The sequence below is a fragment of the Tumebacillus flagellatus genome, assembly GCF_000714935.1.
Classification (GTDB): domain Bacteria; phylum Bacillota; class Bacilli; order Tumebacillales; family Tumebacillaceae; genus Tumebacillus; species Tumebacillus flagellatus.
Window position 1 is genome coordinate 72,987 of the sequence record NZ_JMIR01000014.1, and the last position, 26,533, is coordinate 99,519.

21 protein-coding genes are annotated in these 26,533 nt (G+C 54.3%); 5 read left to right on the top strand and 16 right to left on the bottom strand.

Annotation, left to right across the window (positions count from 1 at the left end; translation table 11 throughout):
* Positions 1–29 precede the first annotated feature (29 nt).
* Positions 30–1,211, bottom strand: a complete 1,182-nt coding sequence (locus EL26_RS11200; RefSeq protein ID WP_038088363.1) for an FtsW/RodA/SpoVE family cell cycle protein — start codon at positions 1,209–1,211, stop codon at positions 30–32.
* Positions 1,212–1,335: 124 nt separating this feature from the next.
* Positions 1,336–2,646 (bottom strand): GNAT family N-acetyltransferase, encoded by a 1,311-nt coding sequence (locus EL26_RS11205; protein WP_052036265.1) that lies wholly within the window; start codon positions 2,644–2,646, stop codon positions 1,336–1,338.
* Between the two features lie 195 nt (positions 2,647–2,841).
* Here EL26_RS11205 and EL26_RS11210 point away from each other — a divergent pair, with 195 nt between their 5' ends.
* On the top strand, positions 2,842–4,500 hold the full coding sequence (locus tag EL26_RS11210; RefSeq protein WP_038088365.1) for a DUF262 domain-containing protein: 1,659 nt from the start codon (positions 2,842–2,844) through the stop codon (positions 4,498–4,500).
* Between the two features lie 657 nt (positions 4,501–5,157).
* Here EL26_RS11210 and EL26_RS11215 read toward each other — a convergent pair.
* The 3 genes from EL26_RS11215 to EL26_RS25495 form a co-directional block, all read right to left on the bottom strand.
* Complete coding sequence (locus EL26_RS11215; protein ID WP_038088368.1) at positions 5,158–6,264, bottom strand: DNA sulfur modification protein DndB; 1,107 nt, start codon at positions 6,262–6,264, stop codon at positions 5,158–5,160.
* A gap of 442 nt (positions 6,265–6,706) precedes the next feature.
* Positions 6,707–7,618, bottom strand: coding sequence for a DMT family transporter (locus tag EL26_RS11220; RefSeq protein ID WP_052036266.1), 912 nt, complete (start codon positions 7,616–7,618; stop codon positions 6,707–6,709).
* Positions 7,619–7,744: 126 nt separating this feature from the next.
* Positions 7,745–7,885: a hypothetical protein gene (locus EL26_RS25495; protein WP_161780711.1), complete on the bottom strand. Its 141-nt coding sequence runs from the start codon at positions 7,883–7,885 to the stop codon at positions 7,745–7,747.
* Positions 7,886–8,123: 238 nt separating this feature from the next.
* On the opposite strand from EL26_RS25495, the gene EL26_RS11230 reads away from it, so the two are divergent.
* Positions 8,124–8,552: an Rv0361 family membrane protein gene (locus tag EL26_RS11230; RefSeq protein ID WP_476688800.1), complete on the top strand. Its 429-nt coding sequence runs from the start codon at positions 8,124–8,126 to the stop codon at positions 8,550–8,552.
* 25 nt (positions 8,553–8,577) lie between these two features.
* Positions 8,578–9,018 carry a hypothetical protein gene (locus EL26_RS24970; protein WP_152559247.1) on the top strand — a complete coding sequence of 147 codons (441 nt, stop codon included), beginning with the start codon at positions 8,578–8,580 and terminating at the stop codon, positions 9,016–9,018.
* 325 nt (positions 9,019–9,343) lie between these two features.
* Here the strand turns inward: EL26_RS24970 and EL26_RS11235 are convergent, their stop codons facing one another.
* From EL26_RS11235 to metG, 7 genes are all read right to left on the bottom strand, one after another.
* Positions 9,344–9,586: a hypothetical protein gene (locus tag EL26_RS11235; RefSeq protein ID WP_038088376.1), complete on the bottom strand. Its 243-nt coding sequence runs from the start codon at positions 9,584–9,586 to the stop codon at positions 9,344–9,346.
* Positions 9,587–9,706: 120 nt separating this feature from the next.
* The gene (gene fabD / locus EL26_RS11240) at positions 9,707–10,960 is read right to left on the bottom strand and encodes an ACP S-malonyltransferase (protein ID WP_038088379.1); all 1,254 of its coding nucleotides are present in this window, start codon (positions 10,958–10,960) and stop codon (positions 9,707–9,709) included.
* A gap of 2 nt (positions 10,961–10,962) precedes the next feature.
* Positions 10,963–13,119 (bottom strand): type I polyketide synthase, encoded by a 2,157-nt coding sequence (locus EL26_RS11245; protein ID WP_052036267.1) that lies wholly within the window; start codon positions 13,117–13,119, stop codon positions 10,963–10,965.
* A complete protein-coding gene (locus EL26_RS11250; RefSeq protein ID WP_052036268.1) occupies positions 13,104–15,524 on the bottom strand; it encodes a type I polyketide synthase in 2,421 nt (806 codons plus the stop codon). Before EL26_RS11250 ends, EL26_RS11245 begins: the two co-directional genes overlap by 16 nt.
* Complete coding sequence (locus EL26_RS11255) at positions 15,508–18,090, bottom strand: non-ribosomal peptide synthetase (protein WP_052036269.1); 2,583 nt, start codon at positions 18,088–18,090, stop codon at positions 15,508–15,510. Before EL26_RS11255 ends, EL26_RS11250 begins: the two co-directional genes overlap by 17 nt.
* A 263-nt stretch (positions 18,091–18,353) precedes the next feature.
* Positions 18,354–19,118, bottom strand: coding sequence for a TatD family hydrolase (locus EL26_RS11260; RefSeq protein ID WP_038088449.1), 765 nt, complete (start codon positions 19,116–19,118; stop codon positions 18,354–18,356).
* 13 nt (positions 19,119–19,131) lie between these two features.
* Positions 19,132–21,156, bottom strand: a complete 2,025-nt coding sequence (gene metG, locus EL26_RS11265; protein ID WP_038088383.1) for a methionine--tRNA ligase — start codon at positions 21,154–21,156, stop codon at positions 19,132–19,134.
* 625 nt (positions 21,157–21,781) lie between these two features.
* On the opposite strand from metG, the gene EL26_RS11270 reads away from it, so the two are divergent.
* Positions 21,782–22,021, top strand: a complete 240-nt coding sequence (locus tag EL26_RS11270) for an AbrB/MazE/SpoVT family DNA-binding domain-containing protein (RefSeq protein ID WP_038088386.1) — start codon at positions 21,782–21,784, stop codon at positions 22,019–22,021.
* A gap of 180 nt (positions 22,022–22,201) precedes the next feature.
* On the opposite strand, the gene rsmI is transcribed toward EL26_RS11270, so the two are convergent.
* Positions 22,202–23,089: a 16S rRNA (cytidine(1402)-2'-O)-methyltransferase gene (gene rsmI / locus EL26_RS11275; RefSeq protein ID WP_038088389.1), complete on the bottom strand. Its 888-nt coding sequence runs from the start codon at positions 23,087–23,089 to the stop codon at positions 22,202–22,204.
* On the bottom strand, positions 23,086–23,850 hold the full coding sequence (locus EL26_RS11280) for a tRNA1(Val) (adenine(37)-N6)-methyltransferase (protein WP_038088392.1): 765 nt from the start codon (positions 23,848–23,850) through the stop codon (positions 23,086–23,088). Before EL26_RS11280 ends, rsmI begins: the two co-directional genes overlap by 4 nt.
* 249 nt (positions 23,851–24,099) lie before the next feature.
* Between EL26_RS11280 and EL26_RS11285 the strand changes: the two genes are divergently transcribed.
* The gene (locus EL26_RS11285) at positions 24,100–25,407 is read left to right on the top strand and encodes a VTT domain-containing protein (protein ID WP_052036270.1); all 1,308 of its coding nucleotides are present in this window, start codon (positions 24,100–24,102) and stop codon (positions 25,405–25,407) included.
* A 222-nt stretch (positions 25,408–25,629) separates the two neighbouring features.
* Here EL26_RS11285 and EL26_RS11290 read toward each other — a convergent pair whose 3' ends face one another.
* Entirely contained in the window at positions 25,630–26,001 is a 372-nt protein-coding gene (locus EL26_RS11290; RefSeq protein ID WP_238546097.1) for an SMI1/KNR4 family protein, read from the bottom strand.
* Positions 26,002–26,219: 218 nt separating this feature from the next.
* Positions 26,220–26,533: hypothetical protein (locus tag EL26_RS25500; RefSeq protein ID WP_161780712.1), on the bottom strand; the 314-nt coding region annotated here is incomplete at its 5' end.

Genomic DNA, 26,533 nt, shown 5'->3' on the forward strand with positions numbered 1-26,533 from the left:
CGCTTTGCGTTCGATCTTGCGTTCTTGGATTACGAAACAAAACTCAACTTGCGACGCCTGAGCCCGATGTTCAGCACGATCCCGATCAAGATGAAGTTCGTCAAAATCGACGAGCCCCCGTACGAGATAAACGGCAGCGTAACGCCGGTCATCGGCATGAGCTGCAGCGACATCCCGATGTTCTCGAAGATCTGGAGCGTGAACATCCCGCTGACCATCGCGCAGATGTACATCCCCGTGCGGTCGCCCGCTTGCAGACCGTTGGCGACGATGCGGTAGATCATCAGGAAGAACAAGAAGATCACCGCCACCGACCCGACAAACCCGAGCTCTTCCCCGATCACGGTGAAGATAAAGTCGGTCTGCTGTTCCGGCACCCACGAGCCCTGCGTCTGCGAGCCTTGGTAGAGGCCCTTGCCGAAGAGCTGTCCGGAGCCGATCGCGACTTTCGCTTGGTAGACTTGGTAGCCAAGCCCGCCCAAGTCGCGTTCCGGGTAGATAAACGTCTCAAAACGGCCGTATTGGTGCGGTTCGAGCAATCCCTTTTTGACCAGCATGTCGAGGAGTTCGAGGAACTGGTCCGGGTAGAGAAAGACCGCTGTGATGACCGCGCCCAGAATCAGGGCGATCACCCCCGCAATCGACCAAAACGCTTTGGGTGGCAGATGCACGAACATCGCCGATCCGACGATCGACATCATCATCATCGTCTGCCCCAAGTCCGGCTCGATGACGATCAAGCCGATCGCAAGCAGCGAATACGCCCCGAGGAACAAGTAGTTGCGCATCGGGTCGGGGCGCCGGCCCTCCTCATCCTCTTGCTCGTTGGCGAGGTACTTCGCCATCATGAGGATGAACACGACCTTGAAAAACTCCGACGGCTGCAACGCGAATCCGCCGAGCGGAATCCAGCCGTGCGCGCCCTTGATCGGCGGGCAGAAAAACACGACGATCAACAGGACGATGGAGACCCAATAGCCGATTTCGACGTAGCGGGTCAAGTTGCGGTAATCGGTGCGAATCAAAAAGATCATGACGCAAAAGCCGACGCCGCACCAGATCATTTGCTTGATCACGTAGGATTTGCTGCCGCCATCCGCGCTGTGTGTGGCGCTGGAGATGGCCAGGAAGCTGGCTACACAAAGGGCCAGAACCACGAGGATCAAAAAGATGTCGAGGTCCTTGAACCAACGTACTTTGTAGCTACTCATAGGTTGTTCGACTCCTACTTGTAGTCTGTACTTCAAAAAGGCGTACCGTACCATTATAGCAAAACAGACCGGGAAAGAGGAGAAGAAATCCTATCCGCCACCTGATTGCTCTAGATTTCCCAGATTAAAAGTTCGACATGCACAACGGCTTCTCTTCCACCAAAAACGCCCGGTGCAACACGTCGATCAACGACTTCGGCACGTTGGTCGAATGGACGCTGCCGTAGCGGTAAAGGCTTTTCATCGTCGCCGAACCCATGAGCAGGGAGGAGAAGTCCTCGATGGAAAGACCTACAGTGGGCATGGGCCATGCGCCGGGGTTCCAACCGATTCCGCAACGGTCCGGATTCAACTCAAAAAACGGAACCGACAGCTTGCCGTCTTGCAACACGATATGACAATACGTGTGCTCATTCAGGAAACTGTCATGGACGATGAGATTAAACTCGCACGTCTGCCCGCCGAAGTTGTGCCCGTGCAGTTTTTTCAGCGTGTCGGCGACGTTCAGGATACGGTACATGATGCCGACGCCCTGCGAGTTGGTTTCGTGGTAGACCGGCACGAGCATGCGGTTGCTGCCGTTGAGCGGGTTTTCCAGCAGATGGTGCAGTTCTTCGTCTTGCGTTACGAAAATCACGCGGTGGAACTGGTCGCTCTGGCTCCGTAAGAACGTTAACAATTCTGACAATGCTTCCGGCGTTTCATACACCAACTCGCGGACGACGACGCTGTTCAAGATGAAGTTGCTCTCGTCCACCTGCTGGTAGTGGTAGATCATGTAGCCTTCCAACTGCTCCCCGTTCTGCACGCCGACGCGCACCAACTGCGAACCGGGCGGGAAGAGGCGGGAGGCTTCGTCGTTCGTTTTCAACATCATGCCGTGACGGGCGCGGGCGAAGCGGTCGTAGCAATCGCGCAGCGCTTGGCTGTGTTTTTCCGCGTTCAAAAAAACAACCCGGTCCTTGCTCTTCCCTTTCGGCAGCGCGGTCGGAGGAACTTCGTAGCGGTTCATCTTGGTGCCGATGCCAAAGCCCATTTTCTTATAAAAGTCGGGGCGGAACGGGTAGAGCAGCGCCATCGACGCCCCCTTCGTTTGGTAGTGGCGCAGGTAGAATTGGAGCAGGTCGTAGGCGATGCGTTGTTTTTTGTGCAGAGCATCTACCGCGACGAGGCCGACGCCGCCTGCGGGCAACACCGTCTCGCCAAAGAAGTTCATCTCATAATCGAACAACCCCATCCCGCCGAGCAACTCTCCGTCGCGGAAGTACCCGTACAGGTTGTACTCGTCAAACTCGCGGTGGCGCTTGCGGAGGCTCTCGGCATACCCCGGACGCTTGTCGGCGGGCACCAAGCCCATAAACGGATACGCGTGTGCCAAGATGTCGGTCAAACGGTCAAACTCGTGATCGTCCGTCAACTTGCGAATGTCTCCCATCGTGTTTCTCCTCCTCAGAAGCTGTGCTTCTTGCTTGCTCTCAGTATACCAAAAAAATCCAGCCTCGAAAGGCTGGATTCTTTAAGGTGATGTTTATAGCGACCATACCCATTACTACAAATATAATACCCAACATAGTTATTTACTGGTATTCTAGTATTGTTAAACCAATTCTATTGACAGGAGAGATCAGTAATGAAATTACCCGAACCACAATCACGAACTTTCTCAAGCTTGATAAGTGATATCGAAACAGGACAAATCAAAATACCTCAATTTCAGCGTGAATTCGTATGGGATATACAGAAATCTGCTCAACTTATGGACAGTATTGTAAAAGGATATCCCATTGGCACATTTATTTTTTGGAGAACGAAGGAAAGGTTACGGTCGGTACGAGATCTAGGAAAGATTCAACTTCCTCAACCAAACGATGGTGAATACATTGATTTTGTTTTGGATGGTCAACAACGATTAACCAGTCTCTTTGCAAGTTTGAAAGGAGCTAAAATCACCAGAGAAAACGGAAAAGAAGATGATTACGCAGAAATCTATCTGGACCTTGCCGCTGATGAAGACGATCATATTGTCACCATCGATATTGCCGATAAAAGCCCGGAATCTATCATCAGGTTGACTGATTTGTTATATGGCGGCATAACATTGCTTACGAAGTATCCTGCTCAATATCTAAGTGCGATCGAAGAATACAAGAGACGAATCGAATCGTATAACTACTCAATCATTCAAATAAGAGAAGCGCCTATTGAGATAGCGACTGAGATCTTCACCCGAATCAATGTAGGAGGTAAGCCGCTATCTGTTTTTGAAATCATGATCGCCAAAACTTTTGATGCAGAAAAAGGGTTCGATCTAGCGGAAAAGTTTAATAACCTTTTAGATGACCTGCGGCCACTTGAATACGAAACTATTTCCGATGCAACCGTTCTTCAAGCTGTGTCGATCATACTGGAGAAAGAGTGCCAGAAAAAGGTCATTCTAAAGTTAGACAAAGAAAGGTATATAGCTATTTGGGAAACAGCTGTCGATGCCATCCATCGGACAGTTGAATACTTCCGAGGATACTATCGAATCCCTGTTTCTCAGTTACTTCCCTACAATGCCTTGCTTGTACCCTTTGCATATTTCTTTTCCAAACACCCCGACAAACCAATCGGCGAAAAACAAAAATACCTTGAAGATTTCTTTTGGCGATGTGCCATATCAGGAAGGTATTCATCTGCAGTCGAATCGAAACTTGCTCAAGATATCAAGCGTATTGACTTGATATTAGAAGGTAAACTCCCAAAGTATGATTGGGCGGTGAATATTTCTGAAAAGTTTATCATTGACAACGGATGGTTTAGCGCGGGAAGAAGTTTTATTAAAGCAATTCTTTGTCTATATGCATACCAGATCCCCACATCGTTTATCGATAACTCCATTGTGAACATCAGTAACTATTGGTTGAAACAAGCTAACAGCAAGAATTACCATCACTTTTTCCCGAAATCTTATTTGAAAAAGAAAAACGAAGATGATTTCTACACCAATCATGTGCTGAATATCACCATCGTGGATGATTTTTTAAACAAACGAGAGATTAGAGCTCAGGCACCCTCGAAATACATGAATAGGTTTAAGGACTTGAATCCCAAATTGGAAGAAGCTATGCGCACACATTTGATTCCAAACCTCGAAGAATTCGGCGTTTGGCAAGATGATTATGATCGTTTTTTCGAAAAACGTGCAAAGTTGGTAAGTAACGAGTTAAGGAAAAGAATCATCCCGCAAGAAATCGATCAAGATCCTGTTATGGTATTACCTGAAGAGTACGAGGAAATTGACCAGTAAACTTACTCAAGCTAATACGAGGGGGTGCAACAAAGGCCATCGTTGCTCAACGAGGGCCTTTGTGTGCCAATTTTGGGAGTTACATAAATCTACGTAATCCTCTAACGACGAATGCATTTTTGAGGAGGACGACGACAGTGCTCTTTCACCATGCACCCACGGCGCCAGAAAACAATCTCGATTCCTCCAAAGTTGCGCCGTACTTCATGTCCTTGGCGCGGATGGCTTTTGACTCGAACAGACTTCGGGTAAAAACATTTCATCTTACGTCCTCCTCTACTAAAAATCTGTAGTAGGAGGATGCTTCCAACAAAGCCCCGTAACGTATACTTGACGTAATGAAAGGGTTAAGCTAAGATGGAATTTGGAAGCTTACATATTTTCCGCCCTGACTTTTGGCGAAGTCAGTTTGGTGGGGCATCAATTTGGAGCATCTCCTCCTGTTGGTGTGACTACCCCTGCTGTTGGCGCGGTAGGGGTTATAAGGTGCAAGGGGACTATAGTAGTCTTCTTGTGCCTTATTTTTATCAGACCCTCCCAAGAACAAGACTAAAGCCGCGTTCTCGTTATTGACATTATATTCTAGAACAAAGCATTACACAACCATTTTTCGCACTTTTTTCTGCGCGATTATCTTTTTTCTTTAAGCCGCAAGTTTTATTCGTTAGATCGGTCAACTTTCTTGTTGTTATCCTTCAAGAAATTGCAGATCCCATTGATACCAGAACCAGTTCCAGAGAAAACAAACCTTCTTTTTGATTCATCGTAGCTACCACCGTATCCATTTAGCTTAGGATTAGAATGAGACCAATCCATGCGGCCAATCCCAACTAGATAACCATCAACATCCATGTCTTCCTCGAAATCATTGATCAAATAATGAACGTACTTACCAATCCCTTGAATTGTTGCGGCTAGACCTATAATATATTGAGACCTGTCGTAACATTTGTCTGGCATTTCTTCAAAAATGCTATCAATGATCTCGGATACTTCGTTTCTTTTTTCTGTATAATTATCAAGATTTAGTACACCGTTGTTATCTTTATCTGTCCCTGCAATCATGTAAGAGATCGTATTTCGCAAGGTAGACAATACCATTAGCTCTTCTCTTTTTTCGCTTAACGATGTTTTTTCCATATCTACACCCAAAGTAACAAGCGTTTCATTCGTGGCCGCTAGTTCTTTTGCCATTCGATTATACAGATCTGTATTATCAAATTTCAAAGAAACGGATTTTGTAGGTTTGGATGCCAACAGATTAAGGTCGTGGAATAACTGTTGCTCATGAGCTTTGCTCATGTTATCGAAAATAACAACTGGGATACACATTTCCTCTAGTCTAGAAAGCCTTTCTAATGCTTCATTCTTTCTTGATCCATTTGCTTTCTCAGCGTCTTTTCGTGCAATGTCTAAAGCCATTTTGATCCCTTCCACACGATGTTGCCCATCATTGATACTGAGATTCGAGTTTATATCGATGCTTACCTGATTCGTGGCCTCTTCATACTTAATATAGCCCCTACAAGTAGCTGTAACAGCACTAAGAAAGCAGTAATTGTCTCGATGCAAGCCATTCAGGATATAGTTCGCAATAGATTTGGCGCGTTTTTTGTTTATTTTCCTTTGCACTTCTTCGAAAACCACCAAAAAACGTTCAGCGGCTTTGAACGGTATCGTTGTTATGAAGATGTTCCTTCCAAATTGTGTTCCAGTTGCACCAGAAAAGCTTACAAAAATATTACTAGGCGAAAAATGGCTCATCTTGAAATCCCCTTCCAAATTTGGTTTCTCTGGCTTCAGTTTACATCCTTGCCGTATACAGAGTCAATATTCGATTCGTTTTACAAAAAAATATAATGCCGCTTTCGATACGCAGGCTTCTTTACAATAATTTTCACCACCCTTCAAATGCTTCATCTCTTTGGTGGGGAAATTAGCGGCATACAATTTTTTGAAAGGTAGGTTGTGTATCTCTCATCAATATTCTACTTTTCCATCTTCCACATGAACTTTGAAAAGAGAGTCTCACAAAAATAGACAGGACTTTCACAAAAAATCTTCTAGTAGATTGTACTAGTGGTGATACTCAATCAATTTTCTAATATTCAATGATTGTTATAGATCAGGTGATATACATAAATGACGGCAACTGGTATGGTTCCGTTTTAAAAAAGAATCCGACCCTGGGAGGCCGGATTCTTTTTTATAGATTTTGCGTCAGGGCAGGCTTTTTGCTCTTGCCGCCCTTGTAGTTGACGAAGCTGATGCTGAGCACGATCAGCACCAAGCCGGCGAGCAAGGAGTAGGTCAGCGGCTCGCGGAGGAACACGGTGCCGCAGAGCACGGCGATCAGCGGCACGAGGAACGTAAATGAAGCCACTTTGCTGGCATCTCCGCCGTTGACGAGTTTGTAGTAGATCGAGAACGCAAGCGGCACTCCGAGCACGGTGCCAAACGCCAGTCCGCCCAGATACGAGCCGCTCCACACGATGTCGCCGAAGCTTTCCGTTCTTGCCCCGACGACGGTGAGGATCGCGCCGCCGAGGATGCATTGCATGGCGACCATCCACATGGAATCGACGCGGGTGCTTTGTTTTTTGATGTAGATGACGCCGAGCGCCCACGCGAGCACCGTCAAGAGCGCGAGCACGACGCCGAGCACGGACACATCACCGGTGAAGCTCTGCGCGGAGATGACGACGATGCCGAGGAAGCCGATGAGCAGGCCGGCGATCTTGAGCGGGTTCATGTTCTCCCCCAACCAAAGCCAAGAGAACAGTCCGATCAGAACAGGTTGGAAGTAGACCAGAACGGAGAAGAGTCCGCCCGGCAGGTACAGGAGACCGACCGTTTGGAACCCGAAGAAACAGGTGATGTTTAAGATCGCGGAGAGGAGATAGCGGCTCCAGTTGGCGCGAAAGTTAAGTTTTTTCCAAGTGGGCAGCAGGAAGAACACGAGGATGATGCCTCCGAGCAAGGAACGCATGCCCGCAAACAGGATCGGCGGGGTGTATTGCAACGCGATTTTGTAGATCGGCCAGGAGACGCCCCAGATGATGACCAAGACGGCCAAGAGCAACGGGGTTTTCCAAGCTTGTGCAGATTGTGATTTCAAAACGAGACTCCCTCCCTTATCGTTCTATGATACAGCGATTGACTAAGGGGGTCTAATAAAAATTACGCCCTCCGAAGAACTGAGCGAAAAAAAGCGGACGTCTGGGTAGACAGACGTCCGCTTGCTTTATTTTTTGTAGAAAAGCGGCTCCTGCTTGCTCTTGGCGTGGAGCATGATCTGATCCACCAACGCGACGCGATCCGGCTCGGTGGCGAAGATAGGGTTGTTTTTAAAAAACGATGTTTTCTTGAACACTGCTTGTTTCACAAGTTCCACCTCATTCGTGATGCTGATCGTATTGAAAAAAGAGACCACCAGCGAACCCAGACCTATCCCAAGCAAAACCTTCCATTTTACTTTGCCAAAAATCGTGAAACCGAGCCCTTCCTCCTATTTGCAACTTCGGTTTCGCTTGCAAAAGTAAAGGGAAACAAGCACCGAAATACTTGTTAACAAAATAATACAAAGCTATAATGAAAAATAAAAATAACATAGAGGTGATATAATAAAAAAAACAACTGCATTACTTGCAACACTGGTTGTTGTAGGTGTAGCTGGAGGGCTGTACGTTGGAGTGGACAAGTCCGAAACCTCTGCCACTCCAGAGCAAGCAGCTAAGCAAGCAGTCACCCATTATCTTGATGCCGTGAAAAGCGGAAACGTCGATGAGATGATGAAGGCTACCCTCGACAATAGGTTTAAGGATGACGCTTCAAAACGTGAAGTTTATCAAACCTTTAGCAACGACCCAATACAGACAGACAAAACCAAAATTCTTGCAATCAACAAGGTGGACAATTCTCACTTGAATGCAACCATTCGAATCTCCACCAAAAACACTGGCACACATGACCTCACGATCCCAGTCGTGAAAGAGGGTGAGCAGTGGAAATTGGTCATTGATGGTCAAGAAGTGACCAAGAACAACGACTAAGGGATACTGGGAGAGGGGAACACCTGTGAAAGTTTCGAAGCGTTTTGGTTTTGCTTGTTCACTGTTTGCCACGCTAAGTTTTCTTGCGAGCGCGGCAACCGCATCTCCGGGTCTTTGCTACTATTCTTTTGGTAACGGTCAATGGGGATCTGGTGGTTTTACAAACTCCATCGACAGCCCGATTTTTATCGTGACCAACTCTAGCAAAGTATGCACGATTAATGGTTGGCAGGATACGGGCACAAGCACCTCTCCTGCCAACGTTGAGTACAGGTTGTATCAATATGGCATTCTCTCGAACACGTTGTATGGAAGCACACGGATCAGTGGGAACTATCCCCAAAGCGGTTCGTGGTACTCCTATACCTACACAGGCGTTGACCCGAATCAGAAATATTTTTTGAGAATGTATCCGCACAGCTCCGCTGGCATGAGCGGTGCGGGAAACGCATACGACGGATATTGACCACCCAAAGGAGACGATCTCAAATGAGGTCGTCTTTTCTTCTTGACGATCTACTTTTCCGAGTGAAGACCGTCTTCCAAAACGATGCCTCCGAGCAAGGAACGCATGCCCGCAAACAGAATCGGCGGGGTTTATAACAAAGCGATTTTGTAGATCGGTCAACAAGAGCGGGGTGCCCCGACCTTTTGACTCTGTGGTTTCAAAACAAAACTCCCTCCCTTATCCCTTTATATACAGCGAATGATTTAGCAGAAAAAAGCAGACGTCTGCTTGCTTTATTTTTTGTAGAAAATCGGCTGGTGCTTGCGTTTGGCGTGGAGAGTCGTTAGTTGTAAGGGGTCTTATAGTTGATTTCTGTTTCAATTTGCGGACTGTCAGATAGGTCGATAATCACTGAGTTTTCATCCACAAACCTCTTCATCCGTTCGTAAGTGGCATTTTTCAAAAGTACATAATATCGATTTTGATAATAGATGATGATATCTCGACCTACGAAGTGTTTTTGTAAGGCTTCCTCGTCGAACTTATGCCATACGGTAAGTGGGAATGGAGGGTAATCTTTTGACATATCGTTACCACCTCTCTAAGGAAATAGTATCAAAAAATCCGCTAGCATGCCGCTCGGCTACTAACGGATTTTTTGAAGATAAAAACCTGAACGGCAACATGTTTGCAGCAGCATCCTTTACTAGATCTGCAACCCGCTCGGGATCAGGTCGTAGCAACCGGTCTCTTCCCGAAGCAAGTGGAACCACTCCTGTTGCTCCTCCTCCGGGACACGTTTGGTGCGGAGGATTTGTTGGAGGAGGCGGAAGGCGTCGAGGAGTTCGGCGTCGCCGGGGGTGCGGTCGGACGATTCCAAGTCTGCTTGCAACGCTTCCAGTCGGCGGTACGGTTGCAGCACGCCCGCTTCGTACTCGTCGCGGTTCGGGTTGGCGTTCGGCGTCGAGACCGCGATGGCGAGGCAGCGCCCCAGAAACTGCGGGCGGAGCGATTGCTCGCGGCTGCCCTCCAAGAGCGCGTGCAGTTTCTTTCGATCCTCCCGCTGGTCATAGCTGAACGCTCCGATGCTCGGCACGTTGCGCGCCGTCAACGACGTCAACACGCTCTTCGGACCGAGTTCGACCGTTTGGGTCACACCCGCACGCAGGAGATACCGAAGCGTCCTCTGCCATTGCACCGGCTGTTGGATTTGCGCGGTCAGCAGGTCGACGATCGCTTCACGTCCGGGATACGGCTTGGCGGTGACGTTCGCAAGCACCGGCCAACGCAACGGGAAAAACCGATGCCGCGCCAGCTCCTCCCGCAGTTCTTCCGCCGCTTCCTCCATCAAAGAGGAGTGGAACGGCGGCGAGAGCGGCAGGTGCACGACGGAGCCGCCCAGTTCCGCGACCCGCGCTTCCAGCGCCCGCATCTCTTCCAAATGGCCGGAAACCGCCGCTTGCCGCTCCGAATTGTAACAGGAAATCCGCACAAACCCGTCGCCTTGGGACAGTTCCCGGCACGCTTGCTCGATCTCCCCCGCGTCCACGTTGCGCACGATCATCATCGACGCATGCCCGAGCGCCGCCACTTGCGCGGACAGCCGCCCCCGCACGCGGACGATTTGCAGGGCATCGGCAAACGCGATCCCGCCGCTGCAAGTCAGCGCCGCATACTCGCCCAAGCTGTGCCCCGCCGCAAATTCCGGCAGCACGCCCAGCTCTTGCTGGAACACGCGAAACGCCGTCACGCTCGCCGTCAAAATCGCCGGTTGCAGATGCTCCGGCCGGTTCAACTCGCTCACATCTCCCTCGTGCATCAGCCGGGCGAGATCATAGCCGAGGAGGTCGCTTGCTTCTTCCACCGTGCGGCGGGCGATCTCGTGCCGGTTGCAGAAGTTTTGGGTCATGCCGATGTATTGAGAACCTTGGCCGGGGAAGAGAAGTGCGATTTTTTCCACGGTTAGCTCACCTCTTTGCGCAGGGATTCAAGATAGCGGGCGAAACTTTCGATGGTCAGATGGTTGAGGTACTCGCGGGCCGGCAGTTGCAGCCCCGTCAATTCGTTGACGCGCTGGATGATCCGAATGCCCATCACCGAGTCGCCGCCCAGTTCATAGTAGTTGTCGCGCACGTCGAACTCCGCGATGCCAAGCGCCTCGCTCCAGATGCGCGCGACGAGCAACTCCATCTCCGTCGGAACGTGGCCGCTCCCGGAGTTGAGGAGAACGTCCGCAACTTGCCCAGACGTTGCACGTTCAGAAGCGCGGGCGCGGGTCGAGCGAAACTCGCCTTCCGCCGCGTCCGGAATCTGCACCCAGCAACGCTGGCGGGCAAAGGGATAGAGCGGCAACGAGACTTTCGCCGGGATTTCCACGTAGAAATCCCTCCAGCGCACGTCCGCTCCTTCCACATACGCAGCAGCCAAACGGTTTGCATTCTCGTCGCCTTCGCCGAACACGCGGCCCGCCTCCGCTTCCTGCGCCAAAAGTTCACGCAGTTCGTCCCGATTGCGGAACACCAGTGCCACTCGATGCTCGTAATGCCCGCGCCCGGTTTGCGCGGTGTAGCAGAGACTGTGCAGGGGCAGTTCGTTTTTTTCCAAGAGGAGGCGGTAGGCGGTCCATAACTGCCGCAACGCCGCCGTGGTTTTCGCGGAAATAGGAAGGACATAAGCGCCCTCTGAAAAAACGCCCCTCTCCGTCACCGCTTCCACCGGCGGCTCCTCCAACACGACGTGGCAGTTTGTCCCGCTGAAGCCAAACGACGAGATGCCCATCCGACGCACAACGCCGGGTGCCGTCTCCCACGGGCGAAGTTTGGTGTTCAGGTAAAACGGCGAGTCCATAAAGTCGATCTGCCGGTTCGGGCGGTTCACATGCAGGGACGGCAGCAGTTCGCGGTGTTTGAACATCAGCAGCCCCTTCACGACGCTCGCGAGACCCGCCGCTTCATAGAGATGCCCGATGTTCGGCTTCACCGAGCCGATCCCGCAAAACTGCACGGCATCCGTATAGCGGGCAAACGCCCGCTTCAGCGCGTTGATCTCCATCGGATCGCCAAGCTCCGTGCCCGTTCCGTGCGCTTCCAGATAGGAAAGCGTCTCCGGGTGAATCCCCGCCGCTTCCCACGCTTTGACCAGCACGTCGGTCTGCGCCGCCGGATTCGGCGCGGTGATGCTCATCGACGCGCCGTCTTGGTTGATCGCCGAGCCCTTGATCACGCCGTACACATGATCGCGGTCGCGCTGTGCCGCCCGCAGCGGTTTCAAGAAGACCGCAATCGAACCTTCCCCGATCCCCGTCCCGTCCGATCCGTCGGAAAAAGCCCGCGTGCGCTCGTCCGACGACTCCATGCCGAGCTTGAAGTTCCCGCTCGCAAGCGGCACCGTGTGCAACTTCACCGAGCCGACCAGCGCCGTCTCGCAATCTCCGTTGCGGATGCCTTGGCATGCGAGGTGCAACGCAACGAGGCTCGCCGAGCATGCGGTGTCCACGACGAGGGTCGGGCCTTTTAAATTCAGCAGGTACGACAAGCGCGTCGGCAGAATCGAGCTCAAGTTGCCCGCGATCGACTGCGGGACGGATTCCGGGTCGGCGTCGAGGATCATCTTCTGGTAGCTGTCCTTGACGTTGTTGGAAAAACCGACGTACACGCCCGTGGAACTTCCCGCCAACTGCCCCCCGCCGTAGCCCGCGTCTTCCAGCGCGTGAAACGCCGTTTGCAGGAACAGGCGCTGGTTCGGGTCCATCAAACTCGCTTCCTTGGGCGAGAGGCGGAAGAACGCCGGGTCAAACTCGTCGATGTGCGGGAGGTACGCGCCGTCCGTGTAGCGCAACTCCTCCTCCGGCGTGCCGAGAAAGCGCAGGTAGCGGTCGATGTCCGCACGCCGCTCGTCTGGAAACGAGCGCACCGCGTCGAGGCCGGCACGCAAATTTTCATAAAATACGTCCGCGCTTTCCGCCCCCGGCAGGTCGGCGGCAAGGCCGATGATCGCGATGTCGTCGGGACGCGCGTTTTGTTCTTGCTCGCGGAGCAGTTGGATCGCTTGCACGGCGGCGTCGCGGTCCATTTTTCCGGCGGTGGCCGATTCGAGGAGCAGCCTCAGCAGTTGTTCCATGACCGTCCCCCCTTTGCTGTCAAGGTCTCCAGTGCTTGGTCGATGGTGAGCGTGCCGTTTTCGATGTTGTCGAGCAGGCGGTAGAGGTCGTCTGCGTCGTTTTTTTCCGAAATGGCTGAAGGGGTCGGCTCTTGCGGCGCGGCGGCGGCGATGGGGGTGGCGGACAGCGTGCCTTTTTGTGTAAGGAAGTTCGCCAGTTGTGCGACCGATGGGTGCGCGAACAGGTCCGCCATCTCGAGAATCCCCGGGTAGAGCGCCTGCAATTTGCCGTGGATCACCCCGAGCAACAGCGAGTTGCCGCCCAGTTCGTACAGCGAGTCGTGAATGTTCAGTTCCTCCACGCCCAACACGTCGCGGATGAGGCCCGCGAGTTGCCGTTCGATGTCGGTGTACGCGCCATCGGCGCGGCCTGCGAGCTTTACAGGCTGCGAAGAGGCCGGACGCCCAGACGGTTGTGTCGGCTGAGCCAGAGAGTTCGTTTGCGCGGGCACTCGTCTTCCGGTCGATGCTGTCGGCATCGGCAACCAGCAAGGCTTTCGATCAAACGGCGTCGTCGGCACGTGCACGATCTGGAACCGCTTCCGGGGATAGAGACGCGCCGCGTCGAGTTCCGCGCCCTGCATGTAGAGCTCGGCGAGGACGTGCAACTGCGTTTCGTCCTCATAGCCGCCCGCCTGCCATTCGTGGAGATGCTCTCTCACGGCAGACTCCAACTCCTCCTGCGCGAGCGCAAATTCCGCCGTCGCTGTCGCCGTCGACTCCGGCAATTGCGCTTCTTCCAACCGCTCCTGAAGCCGTGCCGCCGCGTCCAACTTGTCCACCGCAACCACAGCGAGCCGATGGGAAAAATGCCCCCGCCCCACAGCCGCCGAGTAGCAGATCTCCTCAAAACTCCCCTCCGCGTTCGGTAAAAACGTCACATACCGGCACACCAATTCCCGAAGCGCCGCCCAACTGCCCGCCGACAGCAACAAAAGTTGCGTCTTGCCGCTCTCCTCCGTTTTTTCCAAGGACGGGGCCTCTTCCAACACCACGTGCGCGTTTGTGCCGCTGAAGCCGAACGACGAAATCCCCGTGCGGCGCGGCGTTGCTCCCGCCGGCCACGCTTGCAACCGCGCATTCACATAAAACGGCGTCTCCATAAACTTCACCCGCCGATTCGGCTCTTGAAAATGCAACGTCGGCGGCAGTTCCCGATGGCGAAGCGCCAGCGCGGACTTGATGAGCCCGGCAATCCCCGCCGACTGGTACGAATGACCGATGTTCGACTTCACGGAGCCGATGGCGACGAACTGCTTCTGATCCGTATAGCGCTCAAACGCCCGGCTCAGCCCGTCGATTTCAATCGGGTCGCCGATCTTCGTGCCCGTTCCGTGCGCTTCGATGCAGGAAATCGTCGTCGGGTCGATGCCCGCGTCCTTCCACGCCCGAAGCAGCACATCCGTCTGCGCGTGCGCGTTCGGAAACGTGATGCCCGCCGAGAGACCGTCTTGGTTGATCGCCGTGCCCTTGATCACCGCATAGACCGGATCGCCGTCCTGCAACGCCTGTGCGAGCGGCTTCAACAGCACGACGCCCACGCCCTCGCCCATCGCCGTTCCGTCCGACGCCGCGTCGAACGTCCGCGTCTTGCCGTCCGAAGATTCCATGCCGACATGCTCTTCCGGTTTGTCCTGCGGGATCAAGTTCAAACGCACGCCGCCCGCGAGCGCCATCTCGCAATCTCCGTTGCGCAACGCGAGACACGCTTGGTGAATCGCGACCAACGACGACGAACAGGCCGTGTCGATCAACATCGCCGGCCCTTTTAAATCCAGCAGATAGGAAATCCGGCTGGAGATGATCGACGCGAGATTGCCCGGCACCGCCGCGGCGCGCAGAGCGGGGTCGGGCTCCGCTTCGTCGAGCAACTGCCGATAGGTAAACCCGCCGAGGTCGCCGATATGCCCGGCAAACACGCCGGTGCGCGATCCCACGGCGCGCGCCCCGCCGTATCCGGCATCTTCGAGCGCCTCCCACGCGCACTCCAAAAACAACCGCTGCTCCGGGCTCATCAACCGTGCTTCCGCCGGAGTCATGCGGAAAAACTTCGCGTCAAACCCCGCCACATCGTCCAAAAAGCCCCCGTCCAGATACAAAATCGGCTGCGGCGTCCCCCGACTTTCCAAAAAAGCGTCGGCAAACTCCTTGCGTGCCGCCGGAAACGGGCGTGTCGCATCCACGCCGCTGCGAATGTTTTCCCAAAACTCCCGCGGGTTGTCCGCCAGCGGAAAGCGCAGCGCCATCCCGATGACGGCGATCTCCCGGGGATTGGGTTCTTCCGCGTCAGGCGCTTCTTGCGCTTCAAATTCCTCCAGGTCAAAATCCGGCAACTCGTCGAGATTCAAGTCAGACAGTCGGAGCATGTTGTTCTCTCCCGCTCGAATATTTGCCCGCCAGATGTTGCAACAGTCTGACGTACAGCGTCAGCAAGTCTTTGATTTTTTCCTTGCGCAGGCGGCGTCCGTCCAACAGGAACGTCAAATTCAGCCCGTCCTCGAACGCTTCCACTTGCAGCACCAGATCGTACACCTGCAACCAATCCACGTTCCCCGACCACAGCTCGCGGTTGTAGAAGCACGGCAAGATGCTGTGCTCCACGCGCGTTCTCTGCATCCGGCTCACGTCGTTCCACGAATACACCGCTTCCGATTGCGGACCTGCCTGCACGAGTTTCATCGCGTCGGGAAGCAGTTTGTCCATGTCCAGACGCAGCGGCGCGATGCGCTTGACGTCGTCGATGACTTGGATTTCGACGCTCTTCTGCCCGGCGACTTGGCCGAGCAAGTTCGCGTAGAGCACGGCGAGCAGATCGTGCAGCGTGCCGCCGTTCTCTTCCGCCGCCCGGCGAAGTGCCGTCGCGAGCGCCGCTCCCGTGCGCAGACGAACCGAATCTTCCCCGCCGCCGCCGCGCGCGTAAAACGCCGACGGCAACGTGATCGACTGCAATTGAAGCGTACGCGGCGTGCTCAAGATGTGCTCCGCCATCTGGCGAATCGTCGGCATCGAGTACGGGTCGGAAATGTTCACGCGCCCCGGATAGAGCAACTCCAACCGTGAGACCACTTGCGCCACCAGCGTCGACGTCGCGCCGAGTTCGAAATAGTTGTCCTCCACGGAGATCCCGTCGCGCTGCAACGCGTCTTGCCACAGCTTCAAGATCGCTTCTTCCACCTCGTTTTGCGGCGGGATGACCGTTTCACTCGCCTGCAAGTCGCGAATGCACGCTTGCAGCTCCAGAATGGCCGTGTCAAACTCGCCCTCTTGATAGCGCTCGCCCAGCTTGTAGCGCTGCAATTTGCCGCTCGTCGTCTTGGGAATCGAGCGCACCGGCAACACATAATCCACTTGCAACCCCATCTTGCGCGCCAAGCAACGCCCGACGTTCAACGCCAGCGGGGCAAAATCGGCAATCTTATGCTTATACGTCACGAAGACCAAAATCAAATCGCGCTGCAGCTTCTCATCGAACAGCCCGGTCACGGCGACTTTCCCCAATTCCACGCCGTCCACTTCTTCAGCGACGCGCTCGATGTCGTGCGGATAGAGATTCTGCCCGTTGACGAACAGGATGTCCTTGGCGCGGCCGGTCACCACCAAGCGGCCGTCGCGCCAAAAGCCCAAGTCGCCCGTGTTCAACCAACCGTCAGGCGTGAAGGCCCGCTCTGTCGCCGCCGGGTTGTTGTAGTAGCCCTGTGTCACGCAAGCTCCGGAGATTTGAATGCTCCCCACAACGCCATCCGGCAGTTCGCGCCCGTCCTCGTCGGCAATGCGCAGACGAACATCGGAAATCGGCCGTCCCACTTCCAAAAAACGCACCGCATACGGCTTGTCCGCGTCGGCGTCCGACAGCTCCACGACCGGCTCCCCCGTCTGGAGCGTCCGGCGGTCGACCGAAACGGGGCGCATCCATTCGCCCGGCACCGGAAACGCCGACCCGACCGTCGATTCCGCCAACCCGTACACCGGAAACATCGCCGACGGCTTCAACCCGTACGGCCCCATCGCGATCAAGAACCGCTGGCACAACTCGTACGAAATCGGCTCAGCTCCATTAAACAAGAGGCGGAGCGAAGACAGGTCCCACTCCGCCGCCGCCCGCGGCTTGAGCGTTGTCAAAAACAGCTTGTACCCGAAGTTCGGCGAAGACGAGAGAGTGACGCGGTGCTCGTTGATCTTCGAGAGCCACAACGACGGACGGCGCATAAACGTCTCCGTCGGAATCAAGTAAAAAGGAATGCCGGCGCACAGCGACATCAAGTGCATGCCGATCAAGCCCATGTCATGGGTCAACGGCATCCAGCTCAGGCACGAATCTTCACTCGTAATCTGCGCCCCCTCAAGAATGGCGCGCAAGTTGTGCAAGACGTTGTCATGCGTGAGGATGACGCCCTTGGGATCGCCCGTCGATCCGGACGAGAATTGAAGGAAGGCGATCTCCTCCGGCTGTGCGGAAAAAACATCCCCAAGCGGTGCCCCGTCGCAATCGGCGGCGGCCATCAACTCTTCCACGCGCAGCTTGCGGGCGGCCAACTCCGCAACGCCCGGCACCTCTCCCATCGCGGCTGAAAACTTCGTCCACACCGCCTCTTCCACAGCCAATACCGGGTTGTCCAACACGTCCCAAATCTTCAACAATTTCAAACGGTGCTCGTCGTTGCTGCCCACCGTACAGGGAACCGGCACGAAGCCCCCGAGCACGCACGCCCAAAAGACATGGAGAAATACAGACTCGTCCGAAATCTGCAACACCACTTCTTGCTTCGGACGCAAACCAGCCCGTTGTAACAAATACAAAACACGCAGCGCCCGTGTATAAAGTTCACCGTAGCGGCAGAACAGTTCTTCCTGACTGCCTCGAATCCATGTCAGTCCAGCTTGTACGTTTGAAACTCTTTGCAAAGTTTCAATCAAGGTCGTGTCAAGTACCACGGTACCGCCTCCCTATTCGTGTGACCCTCTATGCAAATCGGCGAAATCGCCTGTCAATAAATGCTATCCTGATGCAATTGAATGAGAAATGATGAATTAACCGTTCGTGACTTATCAGTATTATATAGCCCCCAACTTCAAAAATCTAGGGTCTGTATCAAGTGTATCTTGAAAACGCGCGCCCTGCCATTGATAAAAAGTATAGAAAAAAAAAGAGATCCGGCAAGGATCTCTTAATTTCTTACAAATATTGGTTTATTTCTCTAGAAGCGGAAGATTTCGTGCGCGTTTTTCGTCGTCTGCATCACGACCTCTTCATAGGAGAGTTCGCGCAGAGCGGCGATTCGCTCCGCCACGTGGCGGACATACGCCGGTTCGTTGCGTTTGCCGCGGTACGGTTCCGGCGTCAGGTACGGCGCGTCGGTTTCGACGAGCAAGCGGTCGAGCGGAACTTTGGACGCGACTTCGGCGGGGCGTTTGCCGTTTTTAAACGTCACGGGGCCGCCGAAGGAGATGTAGAAGTTCAGCTTCATGCACTCTTGGGCGAACTCCCACGAACCGGAGAAGCAGTGCATGATCCCGCCGACTTGCTTGGCGTTTTCTTCTTGCAAGATCTTCAAGATGTCGCCGTGCGCGTCGCGGTCGTGGATGATGATCGGACGGCCCAGTTCCTTGGCGACGGCAATCTGCTTGCGAAACGACTGTGCCTGCAACTCCGGCGTCGTCGTGTCCCAATAGTAGTCGAGGCCGATCTCGCCGATGGCGACGACCTTCTCATGCTTCGACCAATCGTGGAGCTTCTGGTAGTGCTCGTCGGTTAAGTCGTTGATGTCGGTCGGGTGGTAGCCGACGAGCGCGTAGACGTCCTCGAACCGCTCAGCGATTTCGATGGCGCGCAAGTTGGAGTCGTAGTCGTAGCTTGGGATCACCATCTTGCCAACGCCGTTCGCGCGGGCGCGGGCGACCAACTCCTCCAGTTCGCCTTCGAACTTCGGCGAGTTGAGGTGCGTGTGCGTGTCGACCAGCAAGATTTCCGACATCTTACTTCACCAACGCGCCGTTCGGGATCGGGCCGGAGACGGTCGCGAGCACGAGGTCGTCGCCGGCAGATGCGGCGAGGATCATGCCGTGCGACTCCACGCCGCGCAGTTTGACCGGCTTGAGGTTGGCGACGAGGATGACTTTCTGACCGACCAGCGCTTCCGGCTCGTAGTATTTCGCAATGCCGGAGACGACTTGGCGCTTCTCTTCACCCAGCGACAGTTGCAGTTTCAGGAGTTTATCCGCTTTCGGAACGCGCTCGCACTCGAGGACTTCGGCGACGCGCAGTTCCACTTTCATGAAGTCGTCGATGCCGATCAGCGCGACGCCTTCCGGAGCTTCGGTTTTCGCTTCCGGCGCTTTGGTTTCAGCCGCTTCCGTTTTGACAGCTTCGGTTTTGGTTTCGGTGGTTGCTTGGGTTTCAGACACAGTGTTGCCTCCTAACAGTTCTTCGATGGCGTTGACTTCTGCTTTGACGTCGAGGCGCGGGAACAGCGCATCGCCTTTTTTCACGTTCAGGCCGCTCGGCAAGTTGCCGAATTCGCGGGTCGACTCCCACGTGGTCGCTTCACCCGGCGTGAGACCGAGTTGCTCCCAGATCACGCCCGGCGACTTGATCAGGAACGGCTGCACGAGAATGGAAGAGATGCGCAGCGACTCAGCAAGGTTGTAGAGCACGGTGTTCAGGCGGGACTTGTTTCCTTCGTCCTTCGCGAGCACCCACGGAGCCGTCTCGTCGATGTACTTGTTGGTGCGGGAGATCAGATCCCAGATCGCGCCGAGGGCGAGGGAGAATTGCATCTTATCGAGCGCTTCTTCGGCGCGCTTGACGCTGTCCGCCGCCACCGCGTAGAGGGTGGTGTCAAACTCGGTCGCCTCGCCGCGCTCCGGCAAGATGCCGTCGTTGTACTTCTCGATCATCGCCACGGTGCGCGACAGCAAGTTGCCGAGGTCGTTGGCGAGGTCGGAATTCAAGCGGGTGACGAACGACTCCGGCGTGAACTGGCCGTCTTGGCCGAACGGCACTTCGCGCAGCATGAAGTAGCGCAGCGCGTCGAGGCCGTAACGGTCGATCAGCGGCACCGGGTCGACGACGTTGCCTTTGGACTTGGACATTTTGTCCCCGCCGGAGAGGAAGAATCCGTGGCCGAATACTTTTTTCGGAAGCGGTTCGCCCAGCGCCATCAGGAAGATCGGCCAGTAGATCGTGTGGAAGCGCACGATGTCCTTGCCGATGACGTGCACGTCCGCCGGCCAGTACTTCTGGTACTTCGCTTGCAGTTGCGGATCGTCGGAGCCGTAGCCGATCGCCGTGATGTAGTTGGTCAGCGCGTCCAGCCAGACGTAGACGACATGCTCCGGGTCGGACGGCACTTTGATGCCCCAGTCAAACGTCGTGCGCGAGACGCAGAGGTCTTGCAGACCCGGCTTCAAGAAGTTGTTCAGCATCTCTTGCTTGCGGGATTCCGGCTCGATGAACTCCGGGTGCTCTTCGTAGTATTGGATGAGGCGGTCGGCGTACTTGCTCATGCGGAAGAAGTAGGACTTCTCCGTCATCTCGGTCACGCCGCGGCCGCAGTCCGGGCAGTTGCCGTTTGCAGCCTTGACCTGCGTTTCCGTCCAGAACGATTCACACGGGGTGCAGTAGAGGCCGGTGTATTCCGCCAAATAGATGTCGTCTTGGTCCAAGAGGCGTTGGAAGATCTGCTGCACGACTTTCGTATGACGCTCTTCGGTGGTGCGGATGAAGTCGTCGTAGGAGATGTCGAGTTTTTTCCAGAGGTCTTGGATGCCGGCAACGATGCGGTCGACGAACGGCAGCGGCGCGAGGCCCGCTTTTTCCGCGCGCTCTTGGATTTTCTGACCGTGCTCGTCGGTGCCGGTCAAGAACATGACGTCAAAGCCGCGCAGACGCTTGTAACGCGCCATCGCGTCGCACGCGGTCGTGGTGTACGCGTGCCCGATGTGCAGTTTATCGGACGGGTAATAGATGGGAGTGGTGATGTAGAACGACGGATTAGCCATCAAAGTTCGCCTCCTTGGAAAATAAAAAAAGCCCTGCGTCCCATGCCGGGACGAGAGCTGTCTCTCGCGGTACCACCTGGCTTCGCGCTCTCTTCGCAAAGAGCGCCTCCACGGGTCATTTCCCAAGATCGGAACATCCGGTAAATGACCGCGGGCTGTATCGGGCCCTCCCGTCGAAGCCTCACGCGCCGTTCTTCTATAGAAAACGAAGACGGAAAACGAACGCGCTCGACCTCAAAGGCTCCGGAACCATCTTCCCCGCGCGCCCCCTGCCGGTTTCCACCCTCCCGGCTCTCTGGAAAGTCCGCTTGCGGCTACTCATTCCTTCATCGCCTGTGCGTATTGCAAGATTCCTTACAAAAACATATCTTTTCCACACGCTAACATATTATACATCCTTCGTCAACTATTGCAAAAATCATTTTCCGGTGAGAAACTGATTTTATCCCATTTTCGAAAAAAGCTGGGTGCCCAGAAAATTTTTTATCCAAAAGCTTCTATTTCGCTCCCAACCCTATTGACTATTATGGGAGTAATTGGTACGCTAAGGATGTCGAAAGTTTGTCGAATGCTGTAGAAACCAAAAAAGAGATAAAAAACCGAACAAATTGGGAGAGTGTAGACAATGAAATCTACGGGTATCGTACGTAAAGTTGACGAGCTGGGCCGTGTTGTAATTCCGATCGAACTGCGCCGCACGTTGGGTATTGGCGAGAAAGACGCGTTGGAAATTTACGTGGACGGAGAGCGTATCGTTCTCAAGAAATACGAGCCGGCGTGCGTATTCTGCGGTTCTGCAGACGACATCATCCACTTCCGCGGCAAGAACATCTGCTCCGTTTGCATCGGTGAGATGAGCCGCTAATCTATACAGACGAAAGCCCCGTGCATGTCGGCACGGGGCTTTTTGATTGGGGGGAAAGCCTCGCGGGCGGTACTTGCGGGGCTTTTTTGTTTGTAGAGAGCGCCTCGCCGGAGTTGGCGGCGAGGCTTTCTTGCTGTCGGGAAAGCCGCGTTTCTCGGCGGCTGCGAGGGGCTTTCTCTGCTAGTCTACCATCACTTCGTTGTAGACTTCGCGCTTTTGCAAGCCGCGTTCCTTGGCGACTTGTTTGACGGCGTCCTTTTTCGACAGGCCGTTTTCGACAAGAGAATCGACATGTTCCGACAAACTCAGCGTTTCCCAGTACGGTTTTTCGACAAACTCATTTGCCAGTTCTTTTGGCAATCCTTCCAGTACGAGGACGTACTCTCCGCGCGCCTCATTTTCCGAAAGCCAGGAAATTGTCTCGCTGATTTTCCCGTGAGAAAACTGCTCATAGCGTTTCGTCAGCTCTTTGGCCAGCACGATCTCGCGGTCGCCGAGCACGTCCAGCATGGCTTTCAGCGTCTCTTCCAAGCGGTGCGGCGCCTCGTAGAAGACCAACGTCTCCGTGCGGGCACGCAGTCCGGTCAGCTCCTCCACCCGCTTCTTCTTCTCGCGCGGCAGGAACCCGACAAACGTAAACCGATCGGTCGGCAACCCCGACGCGATCAACGCCGTCACCCCCGCGACACAGCCGGGAATCGGCACGACCGTTAGACGTTCTTCGACAGCAGCGCGAACGATGTCGGCTCCCGGATCGGAGATGCCGGGCGTGCCGGCGTCGGTGACGAGCGCGACGGAACGCCCTTCGCGCAAGATCGAGAGGATGTGCTCTTCCTTGCTGTGCTTGTTGTGCTCATGGTACGAGATCAAGCGCGCGCCTTCGATCCCGAAGTGGGTAAGCAGTTTGCGCGACTGGCGGGTGTCTTCCGCAGCGATGACCTCGACCTGTTTGAGCGTTTCAACGGCGCGGTACGTCATGTCGTCCAAATTGCCGATCGGCGTGGCGACGAGGTACAGCGTGCCGGTCTGTTGCGTTTCTTGAAAACTGTAGCGGTTGTGGAAAGTCATCGGGCAAATTCTCCTCGTCCGGCATAGATGTCGAGGATGGCCTGTGTGTACGAGCCGTCCTCGTTATGTACGATCAGCGGCGGGTCAATCCGCAACTCCGGTTTGCCGCCCTTGATCCCTTCAATCAGTACAATATTCGGGCGCTGATGGGCGCGCGGGTGCACGAGCAAGAGTCGCTTGGGCTCGATCCGATGCGCTTTCATCTCGGCGATGATCTCCGCCAGACGGTCCGGGCGGTGCACCATCGCGAACTTTCCTTGGTACTTCAGCAGTTTGGCGGCGGTCGTCACCACGTCTTGCAGCGTGCAGGTCACTTCATGCCGCGCGATGCGCACATGCGGGTTGAGACTGGCATCGCCGACACCGGCGGGGCGGTACGGCGGGTTGCAGGTAACGGTGTCGAAGCTCTCGTGTCCAAACCGCTCCACCGCTTCCCGGAGGTCGCCGTTGACGATCTCAAGCGAGTCTTGCAACTGGTTGCCGCTGACGTTGCGCGCTGCCATGTCGGCGAGGCGTTCTTGGATTTCGAGACCGATGATCCGCTCCCGGCGCGGGAGGTCGCTGCGCGAGGCGAGCAAGAGCGGGATGACGCCGTTTCCGGTGCCCATGTCGAGGACGCGGTCCCGGTTGCGAAGCGTCACATAATGCGCGAGCAGCACGGCATCCAGCGAGAAGGAAAACACTTCGTCGCTCTGGATGATCCGCAACCCCTTCGTCTGCAGATCATCGAGCCGCTCGCCCGGTTTCAAATCAAATGACATCAGGAATTCACTCACTTCCGGACAATCTTGCGTTCACAATCTTGCTATCCCTTCGACATCTGGCAAAGCATCCCTGCTTTCAGGGTTCCCCAAGCTTTTCATGGAGTTATCATTTTCTTTTGAGATGATGCTTCGGTTCCCATACTGATGATGTCACGTCATGAAAAAAAGGAAGTGGAACGCCATGTTCGATGTGAAACAGCTCTTGGAGCATTCTGGATATATCGTGTTGTTTGGATCGTTGTTNCCATGTTCGATGTGAAACAGCTCTTGGAGCATTCTGGATATATCGTGTTGTTTGGATCGTTGTTGTTGGAACTGATCGCGTTGCCCGTTCCGGGAGAAGTGTTGCTCAGTTATGCAGGCTTGTTGATTTTCCAAGGCCGTCTCAACTGGGGGTTGAGCATCTTGGTGGCGGGTCTCGGGGCGAGCGCCGGGATCTCGCTTTCCTATTGGATCGGGTATCGGCTGGGGAAGCCGTTTTTTGAACGGTACGGGTCCAAGTTTCACTTGGGCCCCGATAAATTGGAGAAAACATCGCAATGGTTTGCGCGCTACGGCAACAAGATGCTGATCGTCGGCTACTTCATCCCCGGCGTGCGGCACATCACCGGGTATTTTGCCGGAGTGACGCGGATTCCGTTTCGGAAGTTTGCGCTCCATGCGTATACAGGTGCTTTTTTGTTCACGGGCACGTTCATCTCGCTTGGCAAAGTGCTCGGGCCGAAGTGGGACGAATTCCACCATTCGATCAAAAAATACCTGATCATCGGCGGCATCATCGCCGCCGCGGCGGTCGTGGTCGTCTATCTGTATCGTCGGTACCGCGAACAGATCCACGCCGGAATCAAAGGAGCGCTGGGCTGGGCGTTGCGGACGTTCCATTCGCTTGGCAGAGTGCGTTTTTGGGTGACGGGGGTTGCCGTTGTGTTTCTGGGATTGTTTGCGCTGATGGCGGGAATGATTCAGGACTTGTTGGCGCATGAGTTTGCGGAGTTTGACCGCGTGGCGTCGTATGTCGTCCATGCGGCGGGAGCGGACTTCAACCCGGAGTGGATTCGAATCGGCAGCGAAGCCGTTTCCTACCGCCTGCTGATTCCGCTGCTGGTTCTCACCTTGCTTTGGATTTGGAAAAAAGGCCGTCAGCGGCGGCTGGAAGCTCTGTTTCTCCTGCTCGTGCTGGTCGGCGGGGAAGCGTTGGACGAAGGGCTGCGGCGGTTGTTCCATCGACCGGGTCCGGAGGGGTTGATGAACACGTTCCCCAGCGAGCAGACCCTGATGGTGCTCTCCGTCTACGGTTTCGCCGCCTATCTGTTCGTGCGGCACAGCGGACGGGCTTGGGTGCAGACGTTGCTTTCAGCGGTCGTCCTCGTGTTGTCGTTCTACGTCGGGGTCTGCAACATCTTGCTCGACGCGCAGTTCCCAAGCGACGTCGCGGCGGGCTATGTGTTCGGCGGGGTGTGGCTCAGTTTGAACATTCTGCTGTTGGAAGTGTTTCGCTGGTTGCAGTGTGGGAAGGATGGGCCGCGACAGCGACCTCCCGATGGTCGCATATGAGGTGAAAAGGGGATTCCATATCCGATGGTTTCAGAAGCTTGATTTCTGTATTCGTGCCTTCAGTAATACCCGTTCACCACAACATTTTATATTAGAGCCAAAAAAGAGACCTGCCGCTTCCAAAAGGTCTCTTTCCCTTACACCTATTCGTCATTACCCGTTGCGGCCCAAAAAACGCAACAGGAGCAACGAGGCTTCAACCCTTTCCTCGCGAAGGAACGTCTATTCTTGCAACAGTTTCAGAAACTCTTCGAAGCTATTGCTCGTCAAATACGTGACAGGATCTAAGTCGGAGGACTCTTCATGATTCCAAACGCAGACCTGCGGCTCTTCGTTATTAGTATTACGGTAATCTAAGCACACAAAATCACCTGCAAATAGAACTGCGATAGGCAATAACTCGGTACCTACTAAATTTTCGTCTGAAACAATTCTTTCTTCTAACAGAGTTCTAACGACTCCAATGTCGTAAAACTCATCCTCCCTTTCCCCAGTTACTTTAAATATGCATAAAAACCTATCTATCATGTAACTGCGGTTCTTGCAAACGAAACTATCTCTTACAGGAGAAGCACCGTTGTATTTTTTATAAATTCCTTATATGCATTTGGAAGCATTATTCTCCACTTGCTTTCTTTTTCGGAAAGAAGCGCGTCGTCTGGTAACGGGTAAATGATAGTTTCATCCTTGAATTCCATATGAATAACCTCCCTCTCCTTACTTCTTACTTACGTAATTCTTCAATGGAATTGAAAAATTTTCCTCACCTTGCCATAAAAAACTCCCGGCTCCGGCGCGGAGCTGAGAGTTTTTTAGGAACCGGGGTCTTTCCCGCCATTGAGAATTTTTTGCGTAAGGGCTTGGTCGCTTGGCGGCAGCGTGACTTCGAGGGTGGAGTAGCCTTTGTAGTCGCCGTTCTTGTCCTTCTCCACTTTGATTTTGCCGTAGGTGGGATAGGGTTTGGTACTCAGCGTGTACGAGGCGCTCAAGTGATCGTCCGCCACGCGCTTGTCGAGTGCGTCGCTGGGCAGGGCGACCAGCGGGTCGGGGACGTTTTGGCCCTTGGCAAACGGGTCGGGTTCCATCACGCAGCCCATGCAAAGCGAGTAGACGTAGCTGACTTTTT